The 19747-nt window shown below is 55.9% G+C and carries 20 protein-coding genes; 11 read left to right on the top strand and 9 right to left on the bottom strand.

The window, feature by feature from the left end; translation table 11 throughout:
* Nucleotides 1–517 precede the first annotated feature (517 nt).
* From J3R75_RS13100 to J3R75_RS13085, 4 genes are all read right to left on the bottom strand, one after another.
* Entirely contained in the window at nucleotides 518–1174 is a 657-nt protein-coding gene (locus J3R75_RS13100) for a nitroreductase family protein (protein WP_307262233.1), read from the bottom strand.
* A 74-nt stretch (nucleotides 1175–1248) separates the two neighbouring features.
* Nucleotides 1249–2742 carry an NADPH-dependent glutamate synthase gene (gltA, locus tag J3R75_RS13095; protein WP_307262231.1) on the bottom strand — a complete coding sequence of 498 codons (1494 nt, stop codon included), beginning with the start codon at nucleotides 2740–2742 and terminating at the stop codon, nucleotides 1249–1251.
* A gap of 2 nt (nucleotides 2743–2744) precedes the next feature.
* Nucleotides 2745–3626: a sulfide/dihydroorotate dehydrogenase-like FAD/NAD-binding protein gene (locus J3R75_RS13090; protein WP_307262229.1), complete on the bottom strand. Its 882-nt coding sequence runs from the start codon at nucleotides 3624–3626 to the stop codon at nucleotides 2745–2747.
* A gap of 269 nt (nucleotides 3627–3895) precedes the next feature.
* A complete protein-coding gene (locus J3R75_RS13085; RefSeq protein ID WP_307262226.1) occupies nucleotides 3896–4600 on the bottom strand; it encodes a DUF1559 family PulG-like putative transporter in 705 nt (234 codons plus the stop codon).
* Nucleotides 4601–5657: 1057 nt separating this feature from the next.
* On the opposite strand from J3R75_RS13085, the gene J3R75_RS13080 reads away from it, so the two are divergent.
* The 5 genes from J3R75_RS13080 (at nucleotide 5658) to J3R75_RS13060 (ending at nucleotide 10713) form a co-directional block, all read left to right on the top strand.
* A complete protein-coding gene (locus tag J3R75_RS13080; protein WP_307262224.1) occupies nucleotides 5658–7541 on the top strand; it encodes an IS1634 family transposase in 1884 nt (627 codons plus the stop codon).
* Between the two features lie 69 nt (nucleotides 7542–7610).
* Nucleotides 7611–8063 (top strand): toll/interleukin-1 receptor domain-containing protein, encoded by a 453-nt coding sequence (locus J3R75_RS13075; RefSeq protein ID WP_307262222.1) that lies wholly within the window; start codon nucleotides 7611–7613, stop codon nucleotides 8061–8063.
* A 151-nt stretch (nucleotides 8064–8214) separates the two neighbouring features.
* A complete protein-coding gene (locus J3R75_RS13070; RefSeq protein WP_307262220.1) occupies nucleotides 8215–9159 on the top strand; it encodes a hypothetical protein in 945 nt (314 codons plus the stop codon).
* Between the two features lie 38 nt (nucleotides 9160–9197).
* Nucleotides 9198–10271: a toll/interleukin-1 receptor domain-containing protein gene (locus J3R75_RS13065; RefSeq protein ID WP_307262217.1), complete on the top strand. Its 1074-nt coding sequence runs from the start codon at nucleotides 9198–9200 to the stop codon at nucleotides 10269–10271.
* Nucleotides 10264–10713: a hypothetical protein gene (locus J3R75_RS13060; RefSeq protein WP_307262215.1), complete on the top strand. Its 450-nt coding sequence runs from the start codon at nucleotides 10264–10266 to the stop codon at nucleotides 10711–10713. The genes J3R75_RS13065 and J3R75_RS13060 overlap by 8 nt, the downstream gene beginning before the upstream one ends.
* A 64-nt stretch (nucleotides 10714–10777) precedes the next feature.
* Here the strand turns inward: J3R75_RS13060 and J3R75_RS13055 are convergent, their stop codons facing one another.
* The 4 genes from J3R75_RS13055 to tnpA (J3R75_RS13040) form a co-directional block, all read right to left on the bottom strand.
* Nucleotides 10778–11002, bottom strand: a complete 225-nt coding sequence (locus J3R75_RS13055) for a transposase domain-containing protein (protein ID WP_307262212.1) — start codon at nucleotides 11000–11002, stop codon at nucleotides 10778–10780.
* 253 nt (nucleotides 11003–11255) lie between these two features.
* A complete protein-coding gene (tnpC, locus tag J3R75_RS13050; protein ID WP_307262210.1) occupies nucleotides 11256–12827 on the bottom strand; it encodes an IS66 family transposase in 1572 nt (523 codons plus the stop codon).
* Between the two features lie 62 nt (nucleotides 12828–12889).
* A complete protein-coding gene (gene tnpB, locus J3R75_RS13045) occupies nucleotides 12890–13231 on the bottom strand; it encodes an IS66 family insertion sequence element accessory protein TnpB (RefSeq protein ID WP_307262207.1) in 342 nt (113 codons plus the stop codon).
* Nucleotides 13231–13569 carry an IS66 family insertion sequence element accessory protein TnpA gene (tnpA, locus tag J3R75_RS13040; RefSeq protein WP_307262205.1) on the bottom strand — a complete coding sequence of 113 codons (339 nt, stop codon included), beginning with the start codon at nucleotides 13567–13569 and terminating at the stop codon, nucleotides 13231–13233. The genes tnpB (J3R75_RS13045) and tnpA (J3R75_RS13040) overlap by 1 nt, the downstream gene beginning before the upstream one ends.
* 313 nt (nucleotides 13570–13882) lie before the next feature.
* Between tnpA (J3R75_RS13040) and J3R75_RS13035 the strand changes: the two genes are divergently transcribed.
* The 4 genes from J3R75_RS13035 to J3R75_RS13020 all read left to right on the top strand — a co-directional run bounded on the left by J3R75_RS13035 (nucleotide 13883) and on the right by J3R75_RS13020 (nucleotide 17650).
* On the top strand, nucleotides 13883–14203 hold the full coding sequence (locus J3R75_RS13035) for a transposase (protein ID WP_307262202.1): 321 nt from the start codon (nucleotides 13883–13885) through the stop codon (nucleotides 14201–14203).
* Nucleotides 14200–15117, top strand: coding sequence for an IS3 family transposase (locus tag J3R75_RS13030; RefSeq protein WP_307262198.1), 918 nt, complete (start codon nucleotides 14200–14202; stop codon nucleotides 15115–15117). The genes J3R75_RS13035 and J3R75_RS13030 overlap by 4 nt, the downstream gene beginning before the upstream one ends.
* 140 nt (nucleotides 15118–15257) lie before the next feature.
* A complete protein-coding gene (locus J3R75_RS13025; RefSeq protein WP_307262195.1) occupies nucleotides 15258–15683 on the top strand; it encodes a hypothetical protein in 426 nt (141 codons plus the stop codon).
* Entirely contained in the window at nucleotides 15680–17650 is a 1971-nt protein-coding gene (locus J3R75_RS13020) for a toll/interleukin-1 receptor domain-containing protein (protein WP_307262193.1), read from the top strand. The genes J3R75_RS13025 and J3R75_RS13020 overlap by 4 nt, the downstream gene beginning before the upstream one ends.
* A gap of 219 nt (nucleotides 17651–17869) precedes the next feature.
* On the opposite strand, the gene J3R75_RS13015 is transcribed toward J3R75_RS13020, so the two are convergent.
* On the bottom strand, nucleotides 17870–18931 hold the full coding sequence (locus J3R75_RS13015; protein ID WP_307262191.1) for an IS4 family transposase: 1062 nt from the start codon (nucleotides 18929–18931) through the stop codon (nucleotides 17870–17872).
* 96 nt (nucleotides 18932–19027) lie between these two features.
* On the opposite strand from J3R75_RS13015, the gene tnpA (J3R75_RS13010) reads away from it, so the two are divergent.
* Together tnpA (J3R75_RS13010) and tnpB (J3R75_RS13005) are read left to right on the top strand one after the other, a co-directional pair.
* Nucleotides 19028–19366 carry an IS66 family insertion sequence element accessory protein TnpA gene (tnpA, locus tag J3R75_RS13010; protein WP_307262189.1) on the top strand — a complete coding sequence of 113 codons (339 nt, stop codon included), beginning with the start codon at nucleotides 19028–19030 and terminating at the stop codon, nucleotides 19364–19366.
* The gene (gene tnpB, locus J3R75_RS13005) at nucleotides 19366–19707 is read left to right on the top strand and encodes an IS66 family insertion sequence element accessory protein TnpB (RefSeq protein WP_307262186.1); all 342 of its coding nucleotides are present in this window, start codon (nucleotides 19366–19368) and stop codon (nucleotides 19705–19707) included. Before tnpA (J3R75_RS13010) ends, tnpB (J3R75_RS13005) begins: the two co-directional genes overlap by 1 nt.
* Nucleotides 19708–19747 lie beyond the last annotated feature (40 nt).

The raw sequence follows: 19747 nt of genomic DNA, 5'->3' as shown, positions 1-19747 counted from the left end.
CTTTTTTCGCGGACGGATCAGACCGATCAGACCGATCAGACCGATCAGCGGTCTTCTGTCTTTTTTCGCGGACGGATCGGACCGATCAGACCGATCAGACCGATCAGCGGTCTTCTGTCTTTTTTCGCGGACGGATCGGACCGATCAGACCGATCAGACCGATCAGCGGTCTTCTGTCTTTTTTCGCGGACGGATCGGACCGATCAGACCGATCAATCAGTCGGATCAGTCCGATCCGTCCGATCGGTCCGATGATCCGTCCGATCAACCAAATTCGGCCCGGAGGGCCGCACCATGCATAACCCTGGGTGAGGCGCCCGGAGGGCGCCGCAACCCAGGGCAGAAGGAACAAAAATAGCCAGCGCCCGGAGGGCGCCACATTAATTAACTGCCTAGGCGACCAACAACGGTCAGCGGTAACCATGAACACTGAAAGCACGTCCGATTCGTCTGCCGATCCGTCCGCTGAGAGCTCTGAAAACGCGACCTTGAAGCGCTCAATAGCCTCTCTGCGCGCTTACTGCGGCCAGCCGACGCACTGGCAGAGGGTGACGAATTGATTTTCGTTCAACTGCAGAGCATTAGCGAGGACCTCCGGCGAGAAGCTCCCGCGAATGACGGTCCCGAGCCCCGCAGCGGCGCAGTACAGATTGGCGTTCTGGGCCAGGAAGCCCGTGTCAGTGCCGGCCCATTTGCCGATGATGCCCTTGCCGTCTGCGCCCCTTGGGCCCCTGGTGGTATCGCAGACGTACACCAGGGTCACGGGCGCGTCCAGCACAAAGGGCTGGGCGATTTTCTCCATCACCGTGGCGCTACGAATATCCTTATCCACGACCTGGACCAATGCGTGCTTGCGGGCGTCATAGCGCCACGCACCGTCGGCGCGCAAGACATACACGTCGAGTTCCTGGGCATTGACTGCTGTCGGCGCGGTGCGCTTGTCCTCGCGATTATAGCCCCAGGTCGCCCACAGCAGCTCGCCCAGCACCGCGTCCGGAATGGGCGCGTCTTTCTTGAAACTGCGGGTCGTGCGGCGGGCGCTGAGGGCGTCCAGCAGCGGCATGCCGCCACTGCGGCGCGCCACCGGCAGCTGTATGACCGCCGGCTCCGCGGCGGACAAGCCAGCCGCCAATGCCAGCATGGATAATGATAGGTACATGCTTCGGTTCATCATGATGCATTCCCCTTTCGTTGCGAGTGTCTGTGGGTTCCGCCTGCCGTCGACGTGCCGTAACGCGCACCAGTCGCTCAGGCCTTGCTGAGCATGTCGTTGATGGCCGCCGCCGCGCGACGGCCCTGCCCCATGGCAAGAATGACCGTGGCGGCGCCAAGAACAATGTCGCCACCTGCAAAAACCTTCGCCAAGGACGTCCGCCCACTCTCATCGCAGACGATATTGCCGCGTTTGTTGAATTCTAGCCCCGGCGTCGTTTGGCGTATAAGCGGATTCGAGCCATTGCCGATGGCGACAATCACGGTGTCCACCGGCAGCACAAATTCGCTGCCAGCGATGGCCACGGGCGCGCGGCGCCCCGACGCATCGGGCTCGCCGAGTTCGTAGCACAGGCATTCAATGCCCGTGACGCGCCCCTGTTCATCGCCCAGTATGCGCTTGGCATTGCGCAGCATGTGAAATTGCACGCCCTCTTCTTTGGCGTGTTCGACCTCCTCCACACGGGCAGGCATTTCCTTCGCCGTCCGCCGGTAGATGAGATAGACCTCGTCCGCACCGAGACGCAGTGCCGTCCGCGCCGCATCCATGGCGACATTGCCGCCACCTAGGACGGCGACTCGATGCGCGTCCACGATCGGCGTCGCCGCCCGGCCCTTCTCGTAGGCCCGCATCAGATTCGCCCGCGTCAGATATTCATTGGCGGAAAAGACGCCGACAAGATTCTCGCCCTCAATATTCATGAAATGCGGCAAGCCCGCGCCGGTGCCGACGAAGACCGCGTCAAAGCCGTCCTTGTCCATCAGGTCCTGCAGGGTGCGCGTGCGTCCGACCAGGAAATTCGGTATCAGCTTCACGCCCATGGCGCGCAAAGTCTCGACTTCAGCGCTGACAATGGCCTTCGGCAGGCGGAATTCCGGTATGCCGTAGAGCATGACGCCGCCAAATTTATGGAATGCCTCAAACACCGTCACGTCGTGCCCTTCGCGGCGCACATCGGCCGCAACCACCAGACTGGCCGGGCCGCTGCCAACAACGGCGACCTTCTTGCCGCTGGCCGGCTTCACCTCCGGCACGGGCGCCTGGCTTTGCTCGCGCTCCCAGTCGGCCACAAAGCGCTCCAGGCGGCCAATGGCCACGGCTTTGTCCACGTCCTTGAGTGACTTGCCGACCGTGCAGCTGGCCTGGCACTGGCTTTCCTGCGGGCAGACCCGCCCACAGACTGCCGGCAGCAGGCTCTTTTCCTTGATCAACGCAATGGCCTTGCCAAAATCATTCGCGGCGATAGCCGACACAAAGTCGCGGATAGGCAAACTCACAGGGCAACCAGCAACGCAGGGCTGATTCTTACACTGCAGGCATCGACTGGCTTCAACCCGAGCTTGCGCGACGCTGTAACCCAAGGCGACTTCGTCGGTGTTGTGCCGGCGCTGGCCGGGATCCTGGTTGGGCATCTCCTGCGCGGGTATGGCCAGACGCTCGCTCGCTTTGAGCACGCCGCCTTTGGCGTCAATATCAGCAAGGATCTTTTGGGCCTTATCGTTGAGTTCTTCGGGTGATACTGTGCTCATCGTCACTTCTTCTCCAGCTTCTCGGCTTGCGCCATCATGCGGCATTGGTGATCTCCCCCCCCAGCAGCCATGCGCTGCTCCTGGGGCCGGTACGCCTGCAGGCGTTTCATCATGCCGTCGAAATCCACTTTCAAACCGTCGAATTCGGGCCCGTCCACACAGACGAATTTGGTCTCGCCGCCGACGGTGACGCGGCAGCCGCCGCACATGCCGGTGCCATCAACCATGATGGTGTTGAGAGACACGATCAGTGGCACGCCGTAGGGCCGCACGGTCTCGGCACAGAATTTCATCATGATGGGCGGGCCAATGGCGATGCTCAAATCCGGGCGCGGCGCCTGCTCACAGAACTCCTTGAGCGGCGCCGTCACCAGCGCTTTGCGACCGGCCGAGCCGTCATCCGTGCAAACAATCACCTCGTCGGCAAAAGCGCGTATCTCATCTTCCAATATGACCAGGTCCTTGTTGCGGGCGCCCAGTATGCAGATCAGGCGGTTGCCGGCGGCCTTGAAGGCCTTGGCGATGGGATGCATCGGCGCCACGCCAATGCCGCCACCAACGCAGACGACCGTGCCGACCTTCGACACATGCGTCGGCTGCCCCAACGGCCCAAGCACCGCCGCGAGGTGGTCGCCGACTTCCATAGCCGCCAGCTGCGTCGTCGTAAAACCGACTTTCTGGAAGATGATGGTGATGCTGCCCTCGGCAACATCGGCGTCGGCAATGGTCAGCGGAATGCGTTCGCCATACGACTCGTCCACCGACAACAGAATAAACTGGCCGGGCTTGCGCTCCGCCGCAATATACGGCGCGTGAATGCGCATCATGTAAACATTTTCGGACAATTGCCGCTTGGACAAAATCGCGTAATCAGTAGGTTTCATCGGGCGTCCCTTCGCTAAAAACAGGGTGCGGACTACGAAGACATAAAAACACGTAATATAAGGGCCATTGGCCAGAATGAGCTTCTTTACCCGAAAAAAGACCACGTGACAACGGATCGCCGGCACGGCATAACCGACAACAAAAAAGCCCCGCGGCGCCGGCCGTCATATCGGCACGGGACGCGGGGCGCATGGTCACTGGGGAAGCTAGCGCCAGGGTCTGGCCGGGATTGCCGCCCGGCCGCCCGCTGGACGCTCACCCAATGCACTCACTGCAGGCTGAAATCCCACCATTTGCGGGGGTGATACAGGTTTTCGCGGATGCTGCTGACATGCCCGTCAACCCACACCACATTGCCCTGAGAGTTATGCCGGAAATACTCGTAACGGCGGGCCGCCGTGCCGCCCCACTGCGTCAGGCCCTCAAAGGGCATGTCGCCATTGTTGTCATAGCAGTGCTCGTAGCTGTCCTGACAAAATACCGTCTCGGACGGATTCTTGATGGCAACCTCATTCTTGCCATGAAGAAAACAACCCGGCAAACCGTAACTGGCGTACTTGGCAATATTGGCCAGCGGCTCGGAACTCGGATAGTGATCAGGCGCCACCGCCGACGGACAGCCAAAGCTCTTCTTGTCGCCCACATACGAATACAACACAATCCCCCAGTAATGCTCAGCCCATTTCAGCGTTCGAAAATCAATGTTGGTCAAATTGGCCGGCCAGGCGCCGGCATTGAGGTTGTTGCCGCCGTCAACCACGACATACTGGAAGGTGCCATTATGATCGTCGACGTATTGCCGCATGCCCAGACCAACTTGCTTCAAGTTGCTCGTGCAGGATATTGCCCGCGCCTTCTCCCGCGCCTTCGCCAACGCCGGCAGCAGCATCGCCGCCAGAATCGCGATAATTGCTATCACCACCAACAACTCAATCAGCGTAAACGAAAAGAACCGCCCCACTTTGTTTGTCATGCCACGCCACTCCATGTCTGTGTCCTGATACCGATGTCATCACTGCCACCCACTGGCCCCCAGCGAGTCCGATGTGCAAAGTATAGACACATTGGCATTCGATATCAAGCGCTAACCACGCTTCACCCACCCAATACCCGCCGTATATGCACAAAACTAACCGCAGCCAAACCCGCGCCAAATCCAGTGAAGTGGACCCCGATTTGCTTGCCTCCTGATGAAATTTCTGGCCGCCGACAAGACCTAATGTAAGCCCCGGCAAACGACCAGCCAAAATTTCGTTTCAAAGGTAGGCACAACAGAAATGACACCGGAAGTTGTAAGAGCTGTATATGCCGTATCGTTATCCTGACGTAAATCGAGAGTGTTGTTTGACTTGCCATTACTTTGATAGCCCTCGTCGTATCGTCGTTATAGCCGGAAAAGAGATTCTTATTGAACATGATGAAATAATGGGAGCGTGCAGGCTTGGACGCGACGATAAGGGAAGGCCATTTCCCCGCAGCTGGGGATTTCGGCCAATTCCAAATTCAGTAGGATGTCATTACAAGCGTTGGCTAGAACTTCTCTGGCAGCTGCTACCGGGTAAGCGATATTGAGGCTATTGGTGTTCATTCTTCTCACCCTTCTGGGATCGCTTCGAGATAGGGTAATCGAATATTTCCTCGGTCACCATGAGCCTTCAGCCCTATTTCAGGTAATACGCCACATAAACCATTTTTGCTCATACGCATCCGCATAGGCGACACCCACCGTGACAATCAGCACGTAAGTACGAAGACGGCACGCAGATGCGTCTAGCCCAACTTTCGCACCAAAAAAAGTTTGAAAAAAGTTTTTTGAGGCTGAACGTTTTTAGTCTGTTTTTGTAAGTGCTTCATAATCAACAATAAGTTTTTTTTGAAAATGCATTTGTAGTGCCTGTGGAATTTTGAAAAGCGATTAGCATTTTGAGAATATGGCCTATTGTTTACGCGTGTCCGCGATCGTGCGCTGGTAAGCGTACAAGGGTGGTTGCGGCGGCGGCAAGTCCGGTTGGCAGGCGGTACGACAGCTCATGTTTCTACGCGAAAAGACCACGACGAACGATAGCCTCCTGCAACTGGTGCGCAGCGTCAGGACAGCCGATGGCCGCGTCCGGCAGCAGATCGTTGCCTCTTTGGGTGGGCTGCGCATTCCGCTTTCGCTCCGCCGCGACGTTGCCGCCGCCGTTGAAAACCGCCTTGCGGGAGCGTCGTCCGCGGAGTTGTTTCCGCTTCCCCTTGAGGTCGCCGGTTATGTGGATGAGATTCTGCGCCGGGTCCCAGTGGCTGCGGTGAAGTCCCCCGCCTCCGGCGCACCGTCTCGTCCGACAGCTCCCTTGCCGCCTAGTGAGCCAGTCCTTGACGGCGTTCTGGTTGATCACGTTTCTCATTGTCAAGACACGATGTTGGGTCCCTTTCTGCCGCTGGAGGCGGCGTGGAAGGCGTTGGGCCTGGAAGGTTTTCTGCTGCGGCAGTGCTTGTCTCAGAGTCAGATCAATGCCGCCAAGGTCTGCGTCTACAACCGCCTATGCGAGCCGACGAGCGAAAATGGCCTGCACGACTGGGTGGCGACCACGTCGCTGTCCGATGTACTTGGTGATCGCTTCGAACTGACTGGTCGCGACCGCTATTACCGCGCCGGCGACAAGCTGTTGGACTGCAAAGCCAAGCTGGAGAAGCATCTGGCAGCCCGGGAGACGGCCGAGTTTTCCCTTTCCCGCTCCATATTGCTCTACGATCTGACCAACAGCTACTTTGAAGGCCAGGCGGAGGCCAACCCCCTTGCCGCCCGCAGCATGAACAGCAAGGAGAATCGGACGGACTGCCCGCTGGTGGCCCTGGGCATGGTTCTTGACGCCGACGGTTTTCCTCTGTGTCATAAGGTTTTTCCCGGCAACATTCATGACTGTAAGACGATCGTCGACATCGTCGCCGAGCTGCGAAAACTCTCCGGGATGAGCAAAACGCCTACCGTTATTTTGGATGGCGGCATCGCCACCGAGGAAAATCTGGCCTTTCTGCTGGCAAAGGGCTACGATTATATCGTCAGTGGCAAACGGCAGTCACGCGGCGACTTCTATGATGAGTTTCTGGCTGGCGATGACTTTCATGAAATAGCCGGTCGCGATCCGAAGCGAGCCGTGTCCGTGCGCCAGCTCAGCCGGGGCCGCGAGCAGATCGTGCTGTGCAAGAGCGATGCCCGAAAGCTCAAGGAAGACGCCATGATCAGCAAGGCCGAACAAAAATTTCTGGAGGAGCTGGAGAAGCTTCAGCAACGGGTCGCCAAGGGCGACGCCCGGCTCAAACTGGGCAAAGGCGACGCCGGCGTCAATCGCGCCATCGGCAAAATCTGCGCGACCCGCAGTCGCGTGGCCAAATTTTACGACGTCCACTATGTGGGCGCGGACGAGCCGACGCTTTCCTGGCAAAGAAAAGATGGCGAGTACAACGAGGCCATGGAGTTGAATGGATGTTATTTTCTGCGGACCAACCGGATTGACCTGAGTGACGACGATCTGTGGCGCATCTACATGTCGCTGGCCAGGATCGAAGCCGGCTGGCGAGACATGAAAAGCGATCTCGGGCTGCGACCCTTCTACCACCAGACGGACGAACGCTGCGAGGCGCATATCATGATTACGGTGTTGGCTTTCCACCTGCAACGCTGGGTGGAGCAAAAAATGGCCATGGCGGGACATGCCGTGACCTTCAGGAACGTGCGCAGGCTTCTGCAGACGCACAGCTACTCCACGATCTGCCTGCCGACGAAGGATGGCAAGCTGCACACCATCCGCAGGCCGGGTGTGCCCGACCAGCGCCAGGCCGCCGTCTACCAGGCGCTCGGCATTGACCTGGCGGTCCTGCCGGTGGCTCGCATGACCTCACTGGCCGACACGGAGGCAAAAAAAGGACTGTAGTGCCTTTTTGAGCGTAGCTATACCCCCAAATGCGAAAGTTGGGCTAGACACTAAAGCAAGGACGGAGATATGACTGAGGCCACAAAAACATCATTCCCCATGCGCATTTTCCTCAGCTACGGACATGATGACAACGAGGAGCTGGTCCGCCTCATCCTAGCGGACCTGGAAGCGCGTGGGCACGATGTCTGGTTCGACAAGACCCCCGAGAAGGAGAAAGGTATACAAGCCGGCGACGACTGGCGGCGGGCGATTCTGGACGGCATCGACCGCAGCAACCAGGTGCTCTCGTTCCTGTCGAAGCGTTCCACCCGCGACCCCGGTGTTTGCCTCGATGAAATCGCCATCGCCATCGGCGTCAAGGGCGGCAACATCCAAACCGTGCTGGTGGAAAGCGAGCTGGAGGTCAAACCGCCCGCCAGCATCAGCCACATCCAGTGGCTCGACATGCACGACTGGAAGGAGCGGAAGAAACGTGGCTCGAGCGTCCCGCCCGAGCATCCCGATTCCTGGGAAAGCTAGTATCAGGCCAAACTCGCCCAAATCATCCGCGTGGTCGAAAGCGACGCAAGCCTGCGCTTCGCGGGCGCCCCAGCGTCCACAGGCAACTAACGCCAACGGCCACGGCCAATGACAATCATCAAAAACCAAGCTAGAACCAGAGAGAACACACATGGAAAACACAGAAGCAATGCTGCTAAATGAACTGCCCGAAGAGGGAAGGCGATCCGTTTCCCACGCGATCGAGTTCTTCTTCCTTACACGCACAAGCGTGATCCGCCAGATGAAAGCGGAAGGGCGACTGACCGAAGCCAACGTCAAACACCTCTACCTCGATATTGCTGCCTACTTGGATGATAACTTTAGACATGGCGGACTTGGTCTCGATACGGATAATGGCGTGCAACTGAACTGCTACGCATCATCCATCATACTATATCTTATATTCCTGCGTCTATTTCCTGCCCAACAAGACTTGCTCCGATTCATCTACCTCCGACAGCATTTGACCTTCGGCATTCAATTTCAGGAGGGCATGTTGTATTTGGACAGTGTTGCATGTTACCGCGATTTTAGTCGCCACTTGAACGGCTTTCCAGGGATACGGACGGGAGGTGAGTTTACGGTGGATTACTATGTTTGCTACTTCAATATCGGGCGCGATCAGATTCGTGAGGGCGTCATGCTAAGGCCACTGTCTTTGAATGAGTTCATTTCGCTGATGCGATTGACTCTTTCACTTGGTAAACGGGATCTGGTGGCTGTTCGTGCATTACAGACACACCTCGTTGGATTTCCAATCTATCATGCACAATTGGCCGCCCTGCTGATGGCCACGCCTAATCCGAACAGAACCGATATAATGTCCCATCTGGACACTTCCATTCAACTCGATTCCCTCGATTACTACCCCCGGTTTCTCCGCTTTGTCATGACGCGAGAGAAATCTGATGGGGAAAGAATGTTGGCGGTTCTTCCCAATCCGCAAGCCGGTCACCTGCCGCTGGGGCTTGAGCCTTTGATAGGCTGGATGAACATGAATCCTCCATCATCGACCGTAACGGAGGCTATTCGCACGTATTTAAACCATTATATAAGTTTGGGGAGGGGATTATGAAACAAGCCTGGCTTTTAATCTGATATATCGCCTATGCGATGCTGATGGTCGGGTGGCTGGCGCAGGCTTATTTCTTCTGTAAGTTGAAGCGTTGCCGCCGAACACCTTTTGATCGCCAAAGAATGAATGTTGCATCATCTTCAAAAAATGCGGCATTTGATCTTTTTATCAGCTATAAAAGTGAGGACGTGATGCTGGCTCGATGGCTGTCAGAACAGTTGATTGCCGCTGGGATCAAGGTCTGGTTTGTGGAATACTGTATTCCAATGCGACGACAGGAAGATTTTCAGCAATTTATTGATGAGGGTTGTCACAATTCAAAATCGGCTCTTTTTATCACCAATGAACGGTTCGTGTCTTCGGTTCATTGCTGCGGGGAAGTTGAACGGCTTCTGCAGCGTCCTCATTCCACGAAGGGTATGCTGTTGGAGATCTGCAACCCGAAAGAACCCCTGCTACACGAGAAATATACAGGCATGTTGGCGGCTCGGCACTTTGACTACACCGGAACATCTTCAGATGCATTACGGTTTGTTTTAGAATCTCTGGGAAGACGTTATCGACATCCCACGATTACTTCAGAGCACCCACAGCGTGAGACTTTCAGCTTTGGAGTAATTTCATATAGTCTTGATATGACTGGATGGGATATTAAATCCCGCGGAGACTGGTGGACGCCAAAGGCTGGAAACGAAGGCGGGCCGAAGTTTTCAAAAAGAATCGGCGGCATGCGGGTCAGCGGAAATCTAATTGTCGGTGAAAGCGACCTGAAATATCCGGATGAGCGGTTCAAATCCAATAATGATCGTGAAAAGTTTAAAGCAGCACGGAAATATGCAGAACAGTTTTTTCCGGAAAGCAGCCAGGATGATATTGGACTCCACCTAATTATTGTAGGCAATACCAGTCATGCAGGATTTACAACGTTTACCGATCAGCATAATTGGTGCCGACGTTATTCTGTAGTGCTTCCATCCCCAAAGGATAATGTGCTGCTTGAATTTGCATTCGTTTTCTTTGCGGTGGGTCCGTTCAAATCCTTTTGCCGAGTCGCCGGTCTTTTTGACCGCATGGTTGAATCACTGATAATATCAGGAGTGCGGAATGAATAATATTATAGAACAAGCAAGGCAATCCTTTATCAAATGCTTGCGGCTTGATATATCTATGTTTTTGCCAGCCGGATTGATCGGGGTGGCGACAGGTCTGCTGATCAAAACCTGGGTCAGCGGAGTTGAGTTCTGGAAGCAGTTGCTGATACATTGGTTTTCAGGCTGTATAATCGGCTATCTCGCTGCCACTCTGGTCAGTGCCCTGCTCTTCAGGAGCGATCAAGGAAGTGATTCTCCGTCCACCCTCATTCGACCGGTATGTTCCTTTATCGGTGCTCAAGCGGCCTGCCTAGTCTGCTTCAGCACGAGCAATCTGGATGCCGGAGCCATCCCGATTACGTTGGCGTGTGTCTGGGGCATACCCATGGGGGTAACCTGCCAGGTAAGCGTTCGCCCAGCCCATATCCCCGCATGTGTTTCGCGTGATTACATTAGCACCTGAACGCGAAAAGCCCCGTTCCGCGTGAAGCGGATCGGGGCGGTGGCGCGATAGTGTGCGAGTGGTGTCAGTTGCGTGCGGGATTCCAGTTGTGTGGCAGCAAGGAGTCAATGTCGGCATGCCGGGTGGTGCCGAGGCGGGTGAGGACGTCCTCGAGCCAGGCCTTGAAGTCGACCTGGTTGTCTTTGCAGGTGGCCACGAGGCTGGCGATGATGGCGGATTTCTCGCCGCCGCGTTCGTTGCCAACAAAGAGCCAATTTTTGCGTTTATGCCAAGCTTGGCATAAACGCAATAATGCGCAGTTCGGGATTATGCGGAGTGAGGGCCTCCGGACGAAGCTTGTCCGGCACCAATTGAGGACAGTCGCACGGTTTTCGCTCTGCATAATCAAAGAGACTCCAGTAAGGATAATAGATCGTCAGGCGGGGAGTAACGGACGGGTTGGTCGCTTGGCTCTTGCAGTGTAGCGAGAGCACGCTCTTTCATCATGAGGTCCGCTTCCACGTAAATGTGCGTGGTCGTGGGTCTCTCATGTCTGAATTATGTCAAGCGACTGATAGAGTCATAAACCTGTTTCTCCTTGAGGGCCAACATGCTCCAGGCCAATGCTCCACGTTACTCCGCATAATCCCGAACTGCGCATTATTGCGTCCCAGTGCCCAGGGACGAATGGCGTTCTCGGCCGGATTGTTGTCGATGTTCACGCGTGGGTCACTCAGGAACACGGAGAGCTCCTGACGTTGCTTGAGCGCGTAGACGGCGGCCCGGACGAGCATGGAGGTCGGTGGCAGACGCCGGCGGACGATGTCGTCGCACAGCGCGAAGAACTGCTCGACCAGCTCCGCCGAATTGGCCCGCTGCTTCCGGCGCGTCTCGACCAGGGACGGGACGACGATGTTGAGCTCGCCGCCGGCCCGCGCGGCCTCGGCGTCCTTGACCTCGTCAGCGGCCCGCGCCTCGTTGTCGTACATGATCCGGATCAGCTTCAGGGCCGTCAGACGCTGCTCGTTGTCCAGTTCAGGCACCTCGTAGAACTTGCGGCGCACGTGCGCCCAGCAGGCGGCGCGGGTTCCGGGCAGCTTGTCGTAGCCCGTATAGGCATCACTGATGAATATACCGGCGTAATTTCCGAGGATTTTTTGCGCTTCGCCCTGACCTCGCCCGGGCGAAAAATGAAAGAGGGTGATCGGCGGGCCGACGCCGGTCTTGCGCACCCAGAGGTAACACTTCTGACATTTTCCTTTCGCCAACATCCGCGCGGAGGTTTCATCGGCGTGAATGACGTCGCTTTTCAGCAGCAGGTCGGTCAGGCGATCTATGATGGGTTGCACCAGAAAGGCGATCTTGTCCGCCCAGTCGCACATGGTGCCGCGGCTCAGAATGATGCCCTCGCGTTTGAGGTCTTCGCTCTGGCGGTAGAAGGGCATGTGGTTAACGAATTTCTCGTGGAGGACGTGAACGGGCACGCTGATGTCGAAATGGCTGCGGTCGGAGTCTTCGGACAGGACGTTCGGCAGCGGCGGCGCCATCACGACGCCCAGCTCAGGCTGGCCCGGCACCACATATTTGGCACGCTTGATGACCAGGACGTAGAAAGCGGAACGGTGCATGAGCATTTCAGAGACGTCAAAGCCGATGAACTCCTTCCCGAGTTTGTCAGTTTCGGCAATGTCGACAACCCGTTCCCTGCGCTCAAGGTGATCGGCAAAAGGAACGCTCTTGGCGTCCTTGTTGGCGGCCTTTTTCGGGCGATCATGGCCTTGGACCTGGATCGTGGCCGGTTCCGGCTTGGCGGCCGTTTCCGGCACAAACAGGCCCGGCAGCAACGGGGTCTTCTCGTCGACCACGCGCTCGGAGCTTCTGCCGAAGAGCCGTTTGTTCAGCCAGGCCAACTGCAGTTCCATCTCGGCCAGGCGCTGGAGGGATTTTTTCAGCGCGTCGCGCAACTCGCCAGACTCGGCGGTGGCAAGCTGCTGGATTTGCTGCAGCGTTTCACCCAGCTGGACGTTCTCGGCGGTAGCCTGCAGGAGTTGTTCACGCAGGCGGTCGTTCTCGGCGGCAAGTCGCGCGGCGCCGCCGCCAGAAAAGTCGCTAAAATAAAACGTATCATTTTGCATACCAATAACTTACATCAAAAACAAAACCATGCAAGCAAGCACGCAAAAAAAAGATGGCGAAATCACACTTTTTTTGAAAATCTTTTGTAGTACGCGCCCGGCTTCACGCCATCAAGCATGGCGTGAAGGTCACGCAGATCAAGCAGCAGGCGGTCGCCGACGGCTTTGGGCAGGTTGAATTGTCCCTGCTCAAGGCGCTTGCTCCAGATGGTGTAGCCGTCGCCGTCCCAGTTGAGGATTTTGATCAGCGTGCGCCGGGCGTTGAGAAAGACGAAGAAGTGCCCGGAAGCCGGACTCTGGGCGAGCAGCTGGCTGGAGGCCGCCGCCAGGCCGTCAAACGACTTGCGCATGTCCACGGCCTGGTGGCAAATATAGATGCGTGCGGATGGCGGCAGGGACAACATCAGTCCGCCTCCAGACCCGACAGGACGGCCAGCGCCCGGGATAGCACCGACGGATCAAAGCCGGCCTTCAGGCTGATCCGGCAGCGTCCGCACTCAATGGCCACGCCGCTGTCCGCGACCTGCCGCGGCGGCTCGGATAGCTCCACGAGCGAAAAAGTCGGGGCGGGCGCATCCGGGACGGACAAGCCGGCGGCGCCGTCAATCGTGGCCAGGCGGCGGCGCCAGTACACCGCCTGATGATAGTTGAGCCCCTTGTCGCGACAATAGCGACTCAAAGGCATTCCGGACGACGAATGGGCGGACAAGGCGTCACGCCAAGCAGCTTCACGGTCGGTCATTGGCAGTCTCCTCTGTTGGTTACAGGACTGCCAATTAACCTAAATGCTTCAGATTTTCCTGCTTAATGGGCTGGGCGAGCGCTTACCCTGCCAGGTGCGCTGTCGTTCTCTTTGGCTATTTGCATGGAATTTCGCCGGAGTTGTTGCTATGAGTTCGGTATTCGGCCTTGGTATTGCACTAGCATTGCGATGGCACCTAGATTCCAATATGCTTTTTTGGATTGTTCCTATTTATATAGTGGACCCCGAAAATTGGACAAGGCGATAAGTGTGAAAGACATTATCCTCAGCCCAACCCAAGGAGGTCTCCCGGATGAACAAGAAGAAGCGCAGTTTTACGCCTGAGTTCAAGGCCAAAGTCGCTATTGCCGCCCTCAAAGAGGACAAGACGCTGGTGGAGCTTGCCAGCGCCTTTGGCGTGCATGTGAACCAGATCAGTCAATGGAAAGAGCAGTTGCGCGCGTCCTCTGCCGACGCCTTCATCAGTGACGCTCAGCGCCGCCGCCTGGACAAAGAGTCCAAAATCAGCGAAGCCGCTGTTTATGAGGAAGTTGGTCGTCTTCGCGTTGAACTGTCCTGGTTAAAAAAAAAGTCGATGCAGTTGGGGCTGTCCGAGAACGAGGTGAGCTTATGAACGGGGAGCAGTCCGAACCGCAGCTGCCTCTGACACGCAAATGCGAGTTGCTTGGCGTGCCCCGTTCCAGCTTTTACGGGCAGCGCATCAAGGCCTCCACCATGCTTTCCCGTGCAGACGCGACGTTGGCATTCGAGATTGACCGTATCTACACGGAGACGCCTTTTTACGGCAGCAGACGGATCACGGCTCAGCTCCAGCGCGAAGGCTATGTGGTCAATCGCAAGCGCGTGCAGCGCCTGATGCGCATCATGGGCATCATGGGCATTGCTCCCGGAATCATGATCAGCAAGCCCCACCCGGAACACCAAGTCTACCCCTACCTGCTCAAAAACCTTGTCGTGACGCGTCCGAACCAGGTCTGGAGCACTGACATCACCTACCTTCCACACGCGCCCGGCACCATGTATATGGTTGCCATCATCGACTGGTACAGCCGCAAGGTGCTCGCCTACCGTTGCTCGAACACAATGAATGCCGACTTCTGCGTGGCCGCTTTGGAGGATGCTTTCAGGGAGCACGGGAAGCCGGATATCTTCAACACCGACCAGGGCAGTCAGTTCACCTCGGATGCCTTCATTGCCGCCCTGAAGGCGCGCGATGTCGCCATCAGCATGGATGGCCGGGGGCGGGCCTTCGACAACATCTTCATTGAGCGCTTCTGGCGCAGCCTCAAGTACGAGTGGCTGTATCTGCACTCGTTCAAGGATGTTTTCAGCATGAAAGCCAGTTTGGCCAACTACATAGACTTTTACAACCAACGCCGCCTGCACGAGGCCCTCGGCTACCAGACGCCGGACGAATGGCACACTTCCGCCCCCTGCGGGGCGGACTTCAATTTAGGGCTGCTCAGCCGCTCTCCTGCGGAGATGCGGCCTGCGGCTTCGCAGCCAAATGCCTGCGTGAATCCATGAGCCCACTGATAATTCGTTCGTTTTTGTCCTTGACTTGGGGTCCACTTCAGGGTGAGTATGCAAAGATCATCACATGTTGTGAGGAAGGTCTTTATCGGCGCAAGTGGCAATATCCCGCAGGCTGGGTCTCGTGTGAGGCCATGATGACGGTGACACGCTCACTGGTGGAATCGTTTCCAATCGTTTGCAGGGCACATTATGTTCAGATGTTGTCCAGTGCTTTCGCCAAAACCGCCATGTTACTCAAGGGAAAATCTGAATCGTATCAACAGCCATGGAGGAAAACAGCGGACCGGCTGCGAGAGACCGATAACGCCGCATTCTCGGAGTATCGGGATACGTTCTACAAGTTTCTATTTGCCTCCACAACGGCAGCACTGCTTGCTCACGAAGCCAGTGCCTCGGATTCCTCGATTGCGCAATCATTCTTGGCCGAGTATCGGGAAGTGAGGGAGTTTCATGCGTGGCTGGATTCATCAGCATCAGAAACCGGTTTGTCTGGAAAACTGAAAGATGAGGCAACGGAACTGTATGCCGCTTGGCAGAAATTGGAGACACATCAATGAATGAAGAGAACATCAAGGTTGTTGTAGTTGGAAACGCCGAGGAAGAACTTCGAGCGTTTTTCAGTGCATTCAAAGAAGACCATGCAGAAGCGAGTGCAATTGCTGGTCTGAATTGCATTGCTCTGACTTCGCTTCCTGAAGGGACATTGCTCGATAAGGACTTGAGCACAAGCGCGGGAGTTGTGGTGTTTCTGTCGCCTTCGATGCTGCAGAATCGTGACTTCCTGAGATTTTTGTCTACTGCCGTTTACGAGGTGGGAAAGCGAATCGATTTCCGGTTGTTTGTCTGCTTTACAGGCATGACCATTGAAGACCTACGGAATATGGGGTCAGAAGATGATGGCCCGCTTTCGAAGACAGTGAACCAGCTTGTCGAGACCGTTCAAATCAGCGGAGTTGAAATCATTCAGGAAATGGCTGCGAAATTGTCAAATTACCTGATCAGACGAGACGATGAGCGACAGGAATATCTTGATGACTTGGCGAAGCAACAGCGAACAACCAAGACCGGAAAAGGCTTTGGTTGGGTCCCAGTGGCAATTCCACTGGCATTGCTTGTCCTCTTATTCTTTTCTGATTCCGGTTCGCAATCGACCGGGTTGGCGGGTTGGGTGGATATGAGGAATCAGATATGCCGGGTTTCTGGCATTGAATTCCTGATCGGGCTATTTGCCGCCCTCGTTAGTGTTGATGTGCTTTTCTTCTTTACTAATTCAATCAAGCGAACCTTCAGAATCCGTGGGTTTGATATGGGGCTTGCGATGTCTGCCTTTGTAATCGGTGTCACGATCTGGCTCATGCTTCACCCAAGCTTCTCCATTGCGCTGTTTTGCCTGGGCTATGTGATCGGCTGGGTCATTGAAGGCCTGTTCCGAAAACGTTTTCGCTCGGAGTTGTTCCTGCATGCCTTGTCGGCAGAAGTCTCTTCTTATCTTGATAATCGGTCCGTTGCCACGGAAGTTGGAGGGAAAATAGACTCCAATGTGTATGAAGCCGCCTTGGGCATTACGGACAATTACGAACGATGCCAAATCTTTGCATCCACGGACGAGTCGGGTTCTGTGTTTATCAGTTACAGTCGTCGTTCCGCTTGGAGTGCAGCCAGGGCGCATGAGTTAACCGCAGACTTTCGCAAAAGCAAAATACCCTGTTTTCTGGATCGGGACTGTATTCCGGAAGGCAGCCACTGGCGGCACCACCTATACAAGAACATCAACCGTCAAACACTATTCATAACGCTTCTTGACGACATTACGGCCAAGAGCCACTGGGCAGCAGCCGAGTTAGAGTCGGCTTTGAGGAGTGTCTCCTATATCGCTTCTCCCCAAATCGCGGTGATTGCAGAGTCCAACTATTGGGAGGAGGCCGACAAACACGATACACTTCCTGTCTTCGGAACTGTCGGCGCGGCACTTCAGTCAAAGTCGGGAGTCGATTGGCGGATGCCGTTTGGATACATCTATCGCAAGGAAACCTGGCCGGATGCATTTGAACTCCTTAAATCCGTCGCATGGTTGCGCATGGGGCTTATCGGCCCTCGGATCAGCATGCGGATCTACTGGCTGAGACAGGTTTTCTCGAAGGTCTGTGAAGTGATGGCCCCGATGGCCTTCATGCTGACGATCTGTTCCCTGTTTTTCAGCAACGCGGCAGGCCGCTTGTTTGCAAGAATATCAGAGGCCGGAGCGTTCCCGGCAATCTTGCTCTTGTCCTGCGCATTCCTGGGGTATTTACTTGTTTCCTTCGTGTACATATTCAAACACCGGATGCCAATCAGGCCGAAGATCGTTTTTGGTGCCACCCTCGTAGGTGCTGCCACCTTCTGTTGGCTCGGCACCAAAAGCGTCGAGCCAGAGTTCGTTTCCTATCTTCTTGCCTCCATGATCCTGGGCGCGATGCAGGCTCAGAGCAAGTGCGCACAAACAGGAGATTTGATCCCAAAAGAGAAGGAATGTAAGTATGTATGATGCTTTTATCAGCTACCGATCAGGTGACGCGCAAGTTGTACGTAACATTGTTGAGCCCATAATGGCTTCAGGACTCAACGTATGGTTTGCCGAATACAAAATCGTTACACAGCCGTCCCATAGTCACTGAAATTACCTGTTTTTTGGGCACATGCGAGCACGAGGCCGCCTGATTTTTCAAGACACCTTCTTTGTGTGTGGAAAAGTTTAGCCAGGAGACTATACCATCCCTTCAAAATACAGCTGATATGCTTTTTCCGGACTTCCCCGGATAATATGGCGCCGCTCCCGCTTCGTGTCGCAGCACTCGATGATACTGGGCAAACTGAAGTAATTCCAGAGCACGGCACGCAACAAGGTAAAGAGCCGACTGAACTGGCGCTTCCACTTGTTGTACCAAGCGACGAACCGTAGCAGGAGATAGGCAAGCAGCGCTGTCCAGACTTGCCAGCGGACGGCATTTTCGTTATATCCAAGGAAATCGGCCAGCTGCAGCGTCTGTTTGATTTCCTTGAAAAACACCTCCACACCCCAACGGCATTGATAGAGCTGGCACACGGAAAACGGCGACCACTCGAAGTTGTTGGTAATAAACGTCATCACCACCATCTTCCCCTTCACCTCGACCTCTGCCGTGACCAGCCGCAGGTCATCGGGGTAATTGTCCTTGGTCTGCACCCCTATCAGCCTGATGCGCTCATCTGACAACACCTTGCATTTCTTGCGGACATAGCGGCGCTTGCAGGGCGCTTGCTGTCCCATAACTTCAGCCGTATCTGTCTCGGGTTCTGAGGAGGCGGACGCATGTTTGACGGGATCAGACGCCTCCGGTTTCCCAGTCGCATGCTGTCCCATAACTTCATAGAGCATGTTTTCCTTGGCCCGCGTCACCCAGGAGACGCCGCGCGTGTCAAGGACCTTAAGATGCTTAAAATCAACATAGGCCTTGTCGAATACCACGACCTCTCCGGCCTTCATGTCGGCGCACAGTTCCCAGGCGTTTTTCGGGTCAGAATCCTTTGCACTTTTGACGAGGACGAAGTTCGGCAGGAACGAGCGCATGTTCAGCGCCGTGTGCATCTTGGCGGCCGCCTTCTGGCGTCGGTGCTGGGCCCAGCCCATATTAAATGCCGTCAGTTTGATGGTGGTTGAATCAACGGCGCGAATGGTTCTTGTCCGGAAGCGGTAGGGCAAACCGGGATAATTGCGGCTGGAGGTCAGGAACTCGGGGTAACGGGTTGACAGTGACTCATATACCTTCCAGAACAGTTCTTCGGCCATATCCGCATTGTAAGCGTTCGCCCAGCCCATTAAGCAGGAAAATCTGAAGCATTTAGGTTAATTGGCAGTCCTGAAACCAAGCAAGGAGACTGCCCAATGACCGACCGTGAAACTGCCTGGCGTGACGCCTTGTCCGCCCATTCGTCGTCCGGGATGCCTTTGAGTCGCTATTGTCGCGACAAGGGGCTCAACTATCATCAGGCGGTGTACTGGCGTCGCCGCCTGGCCACGATTGACGGCGCCGCCGGCTTGTCCGTCCCTGATGCGCCTGCCCCGACTTTTTCGCTCGTGGAGCTATCCGAGCCGCCGCGGCAGGCCGCGGACAGCGGCGTGGCCATTGAGTGCGGACGTTGTCGGATCAGTCTGAAAGCTGGCTTCGATCCGTCGGTGCTGTCCCGGGCGCTGGCCGTCCTGTCGGGTCTGGAGGCGGACTGATGTTGTCCCTGCCGCCATCCGCTCGCATCTACATTTGCCACCAGGCCGTGGACATGCGCAAGTCGTTTGACGGCCTGGCGGCGGCTTCCAGCCAGCTGCTCGCCCAGAGTCCGGCTTCCGGGCATTTCTTCGTCTTTCTCAACGCCCGGCGCACGCTGATCAAAATCCTCAACTGGGACGGCGACGGTTACACCATCTGGAGCAAGCGCCTTGAGCAGGGACAATTCAACCTGCCCAAAGCCGTCGGCGACCGCCTGCTGCTTGATCTGCGTGACCTTCACGCCATGCTTGATGGCGTGAAGCCGGGCGCCTACTACAAAAGATTTTCAAAAAAAATGTGATTTCGCCATCTTTTTTTGCGTACCTGCTTGCATGGTTTTG

This window comes from Oligosphaera ethanolica (assembly GCF_030814695.1).
Lineage (GTDB): Bacteria > Verrucomicrobiota > Lentisphaeria > Oligosphaerales > Oligosphaeraceae > Oligosphaera > Oligosphaera ethanolica.
Note: the sequence above shows the minus strand (reverse complement) of the source record. Positions and strands in the feature narration are given on the sequence as shown.

What these genes read in the sequence shown, in the direction of transcription:
- J3R75_RS13070 (WP_307262220.1), top strand. Translation starts at nt 8,215, where the DNA reads ATGGAAAACACAGAAGCAATGCTGCTAAATGAACTGCCCGAAGAGGGA.
- J3R75_RS13100 (WP_307262233.1), bottom strand. Translation starts at nt 1,174, where the DNA reads ATGATGAACCGAAGCATGTACCTATCATTATCCATGCTGGCATTGGCG.
- tnpA (WP_307262189.1), top strand. Translation starts at nt 19,028, where the DNA reads ATGACCGACCGTGAAACTGCCTGGCGTGACGCCTTGTCCGCCCATTCG.
- J3R75_RS13025 (WP_307262195.1), top strand. Translation starts at nt 15,258, where the DNA reads ATGATGACGGTGACACGCTCACTGGTGGAATCGTTTCCAATCGTTTGC.
- gltA (WP_307262231.1), bottom strand. Translation starts at nt 2,742, where the DNA reads ATGAGCACAGTATCACCCGAAGAACTCAACGATAAGGCCCAAAAGATC.
- J3R75_RS13090 (WP_307262229.1), bottom strand. Translation starts at nt 3,626, where the DNA reads ATGAAACCTACTGATTACGCGATTTTGTCCAAGCGGCAATTGTCCGAA.
- J3R75_RS13075 (WP_307262222.1), top strand. Translation starts at nt 7,611, where the DNA reads ATGACTGAGGCCACAAAAACATCATTCCCCATGCGCATTTTCCTCAGC.
- tnpC (WP_307262210.1), bottom strand. Translation starts at nt 12,827, where the DNA reads ATGCAAAATGATACGTTTTATTTTAGCGACTTTTCTGGCGGCGGCGCC.
- J3R75_RS13035 (WP_307262202.1), top strand. Translation starts at nt 13,883, where the DNA reads ATGAACAAGAAGAAGCGCAGTTTTACGCCTGAGTTCAAGGCCAAAGTC.
- J3R75_RS13015 (WP_307262191.1), bottom strand. Translation starts at nt 18,931, where the DNA reads ATGGCCGAAGAACTGTTCTGGAAGGTATATGAGTCACTGTCAACCCGT.
- J3R75_RS13065 (WP_307262217.1), top strand. Translation starts at nt 9,198, where the DNA reads ATGCTGATGGTCGGGTGGCTGGCGCAGGCTTATTTCTTCTGTAAGTTG.
- tnpB (WP_307262207.1), bottom strand. Translation starts at nt 13,231, where the DNA reads ATGTTGTCCCTGCCGCCATCCGCACGCATCTATATTTGCCACCAGGCC.
- tnpB (WP_307262186.1), top strand. Translation starts at nt 19,366, where the DNA reads ATGTTGTCCCTGCCGCCATCCGCTCGCATCTACATTTGCCACCAGGCC.
- J3R75_RS13030 (WP_307262198.1), top strand. Translation starts at nt 14,200, where the DNA reads ATGAACGGGGAGCAGTCCGAACCGCAGCTGCCTCTGACACGCAAATGC.
- tnpA (WP_307262205.1), bottom strand. Translation starts at nt 13,569, where the DNA reads ATGACCGACCGTGAAGCTGCTTGGCGTGACGCCTTGTCCGCCCATTCG.
- J3R75_RS13060 (WP_307262215.1), top strand. Translation starts at nt 10,264, where the DNA reads ATGAATAATATTATAGAACAAGCAAGGCAATCCTTTATCAAATGCTTG.
- J3R75_RS13020 (WP_307262193.1), top strand. Translation starts at nt 15,680, where the DNA reads ATGAATGAAGAGAACATCAAGGTTGTTGTAGTTGGAAACGCCGAGGAA.
- J3R75_RS13085 (WP_307262226.1), bottom strand. Translation starts at nt 4,600, where the DNA reads ATGACAAACAAAGTGGGGCGGTTCTTTTCGTTTACGCTGATTGAGTTG.
- J3R75_RS13080 (WP_307262224.1), top strand. Translation starts at nt 5,658, where the DNA reads ATGTTTCTACGCGAAAAGACCACGACGAACGATAGCCTCCTGCAACTG.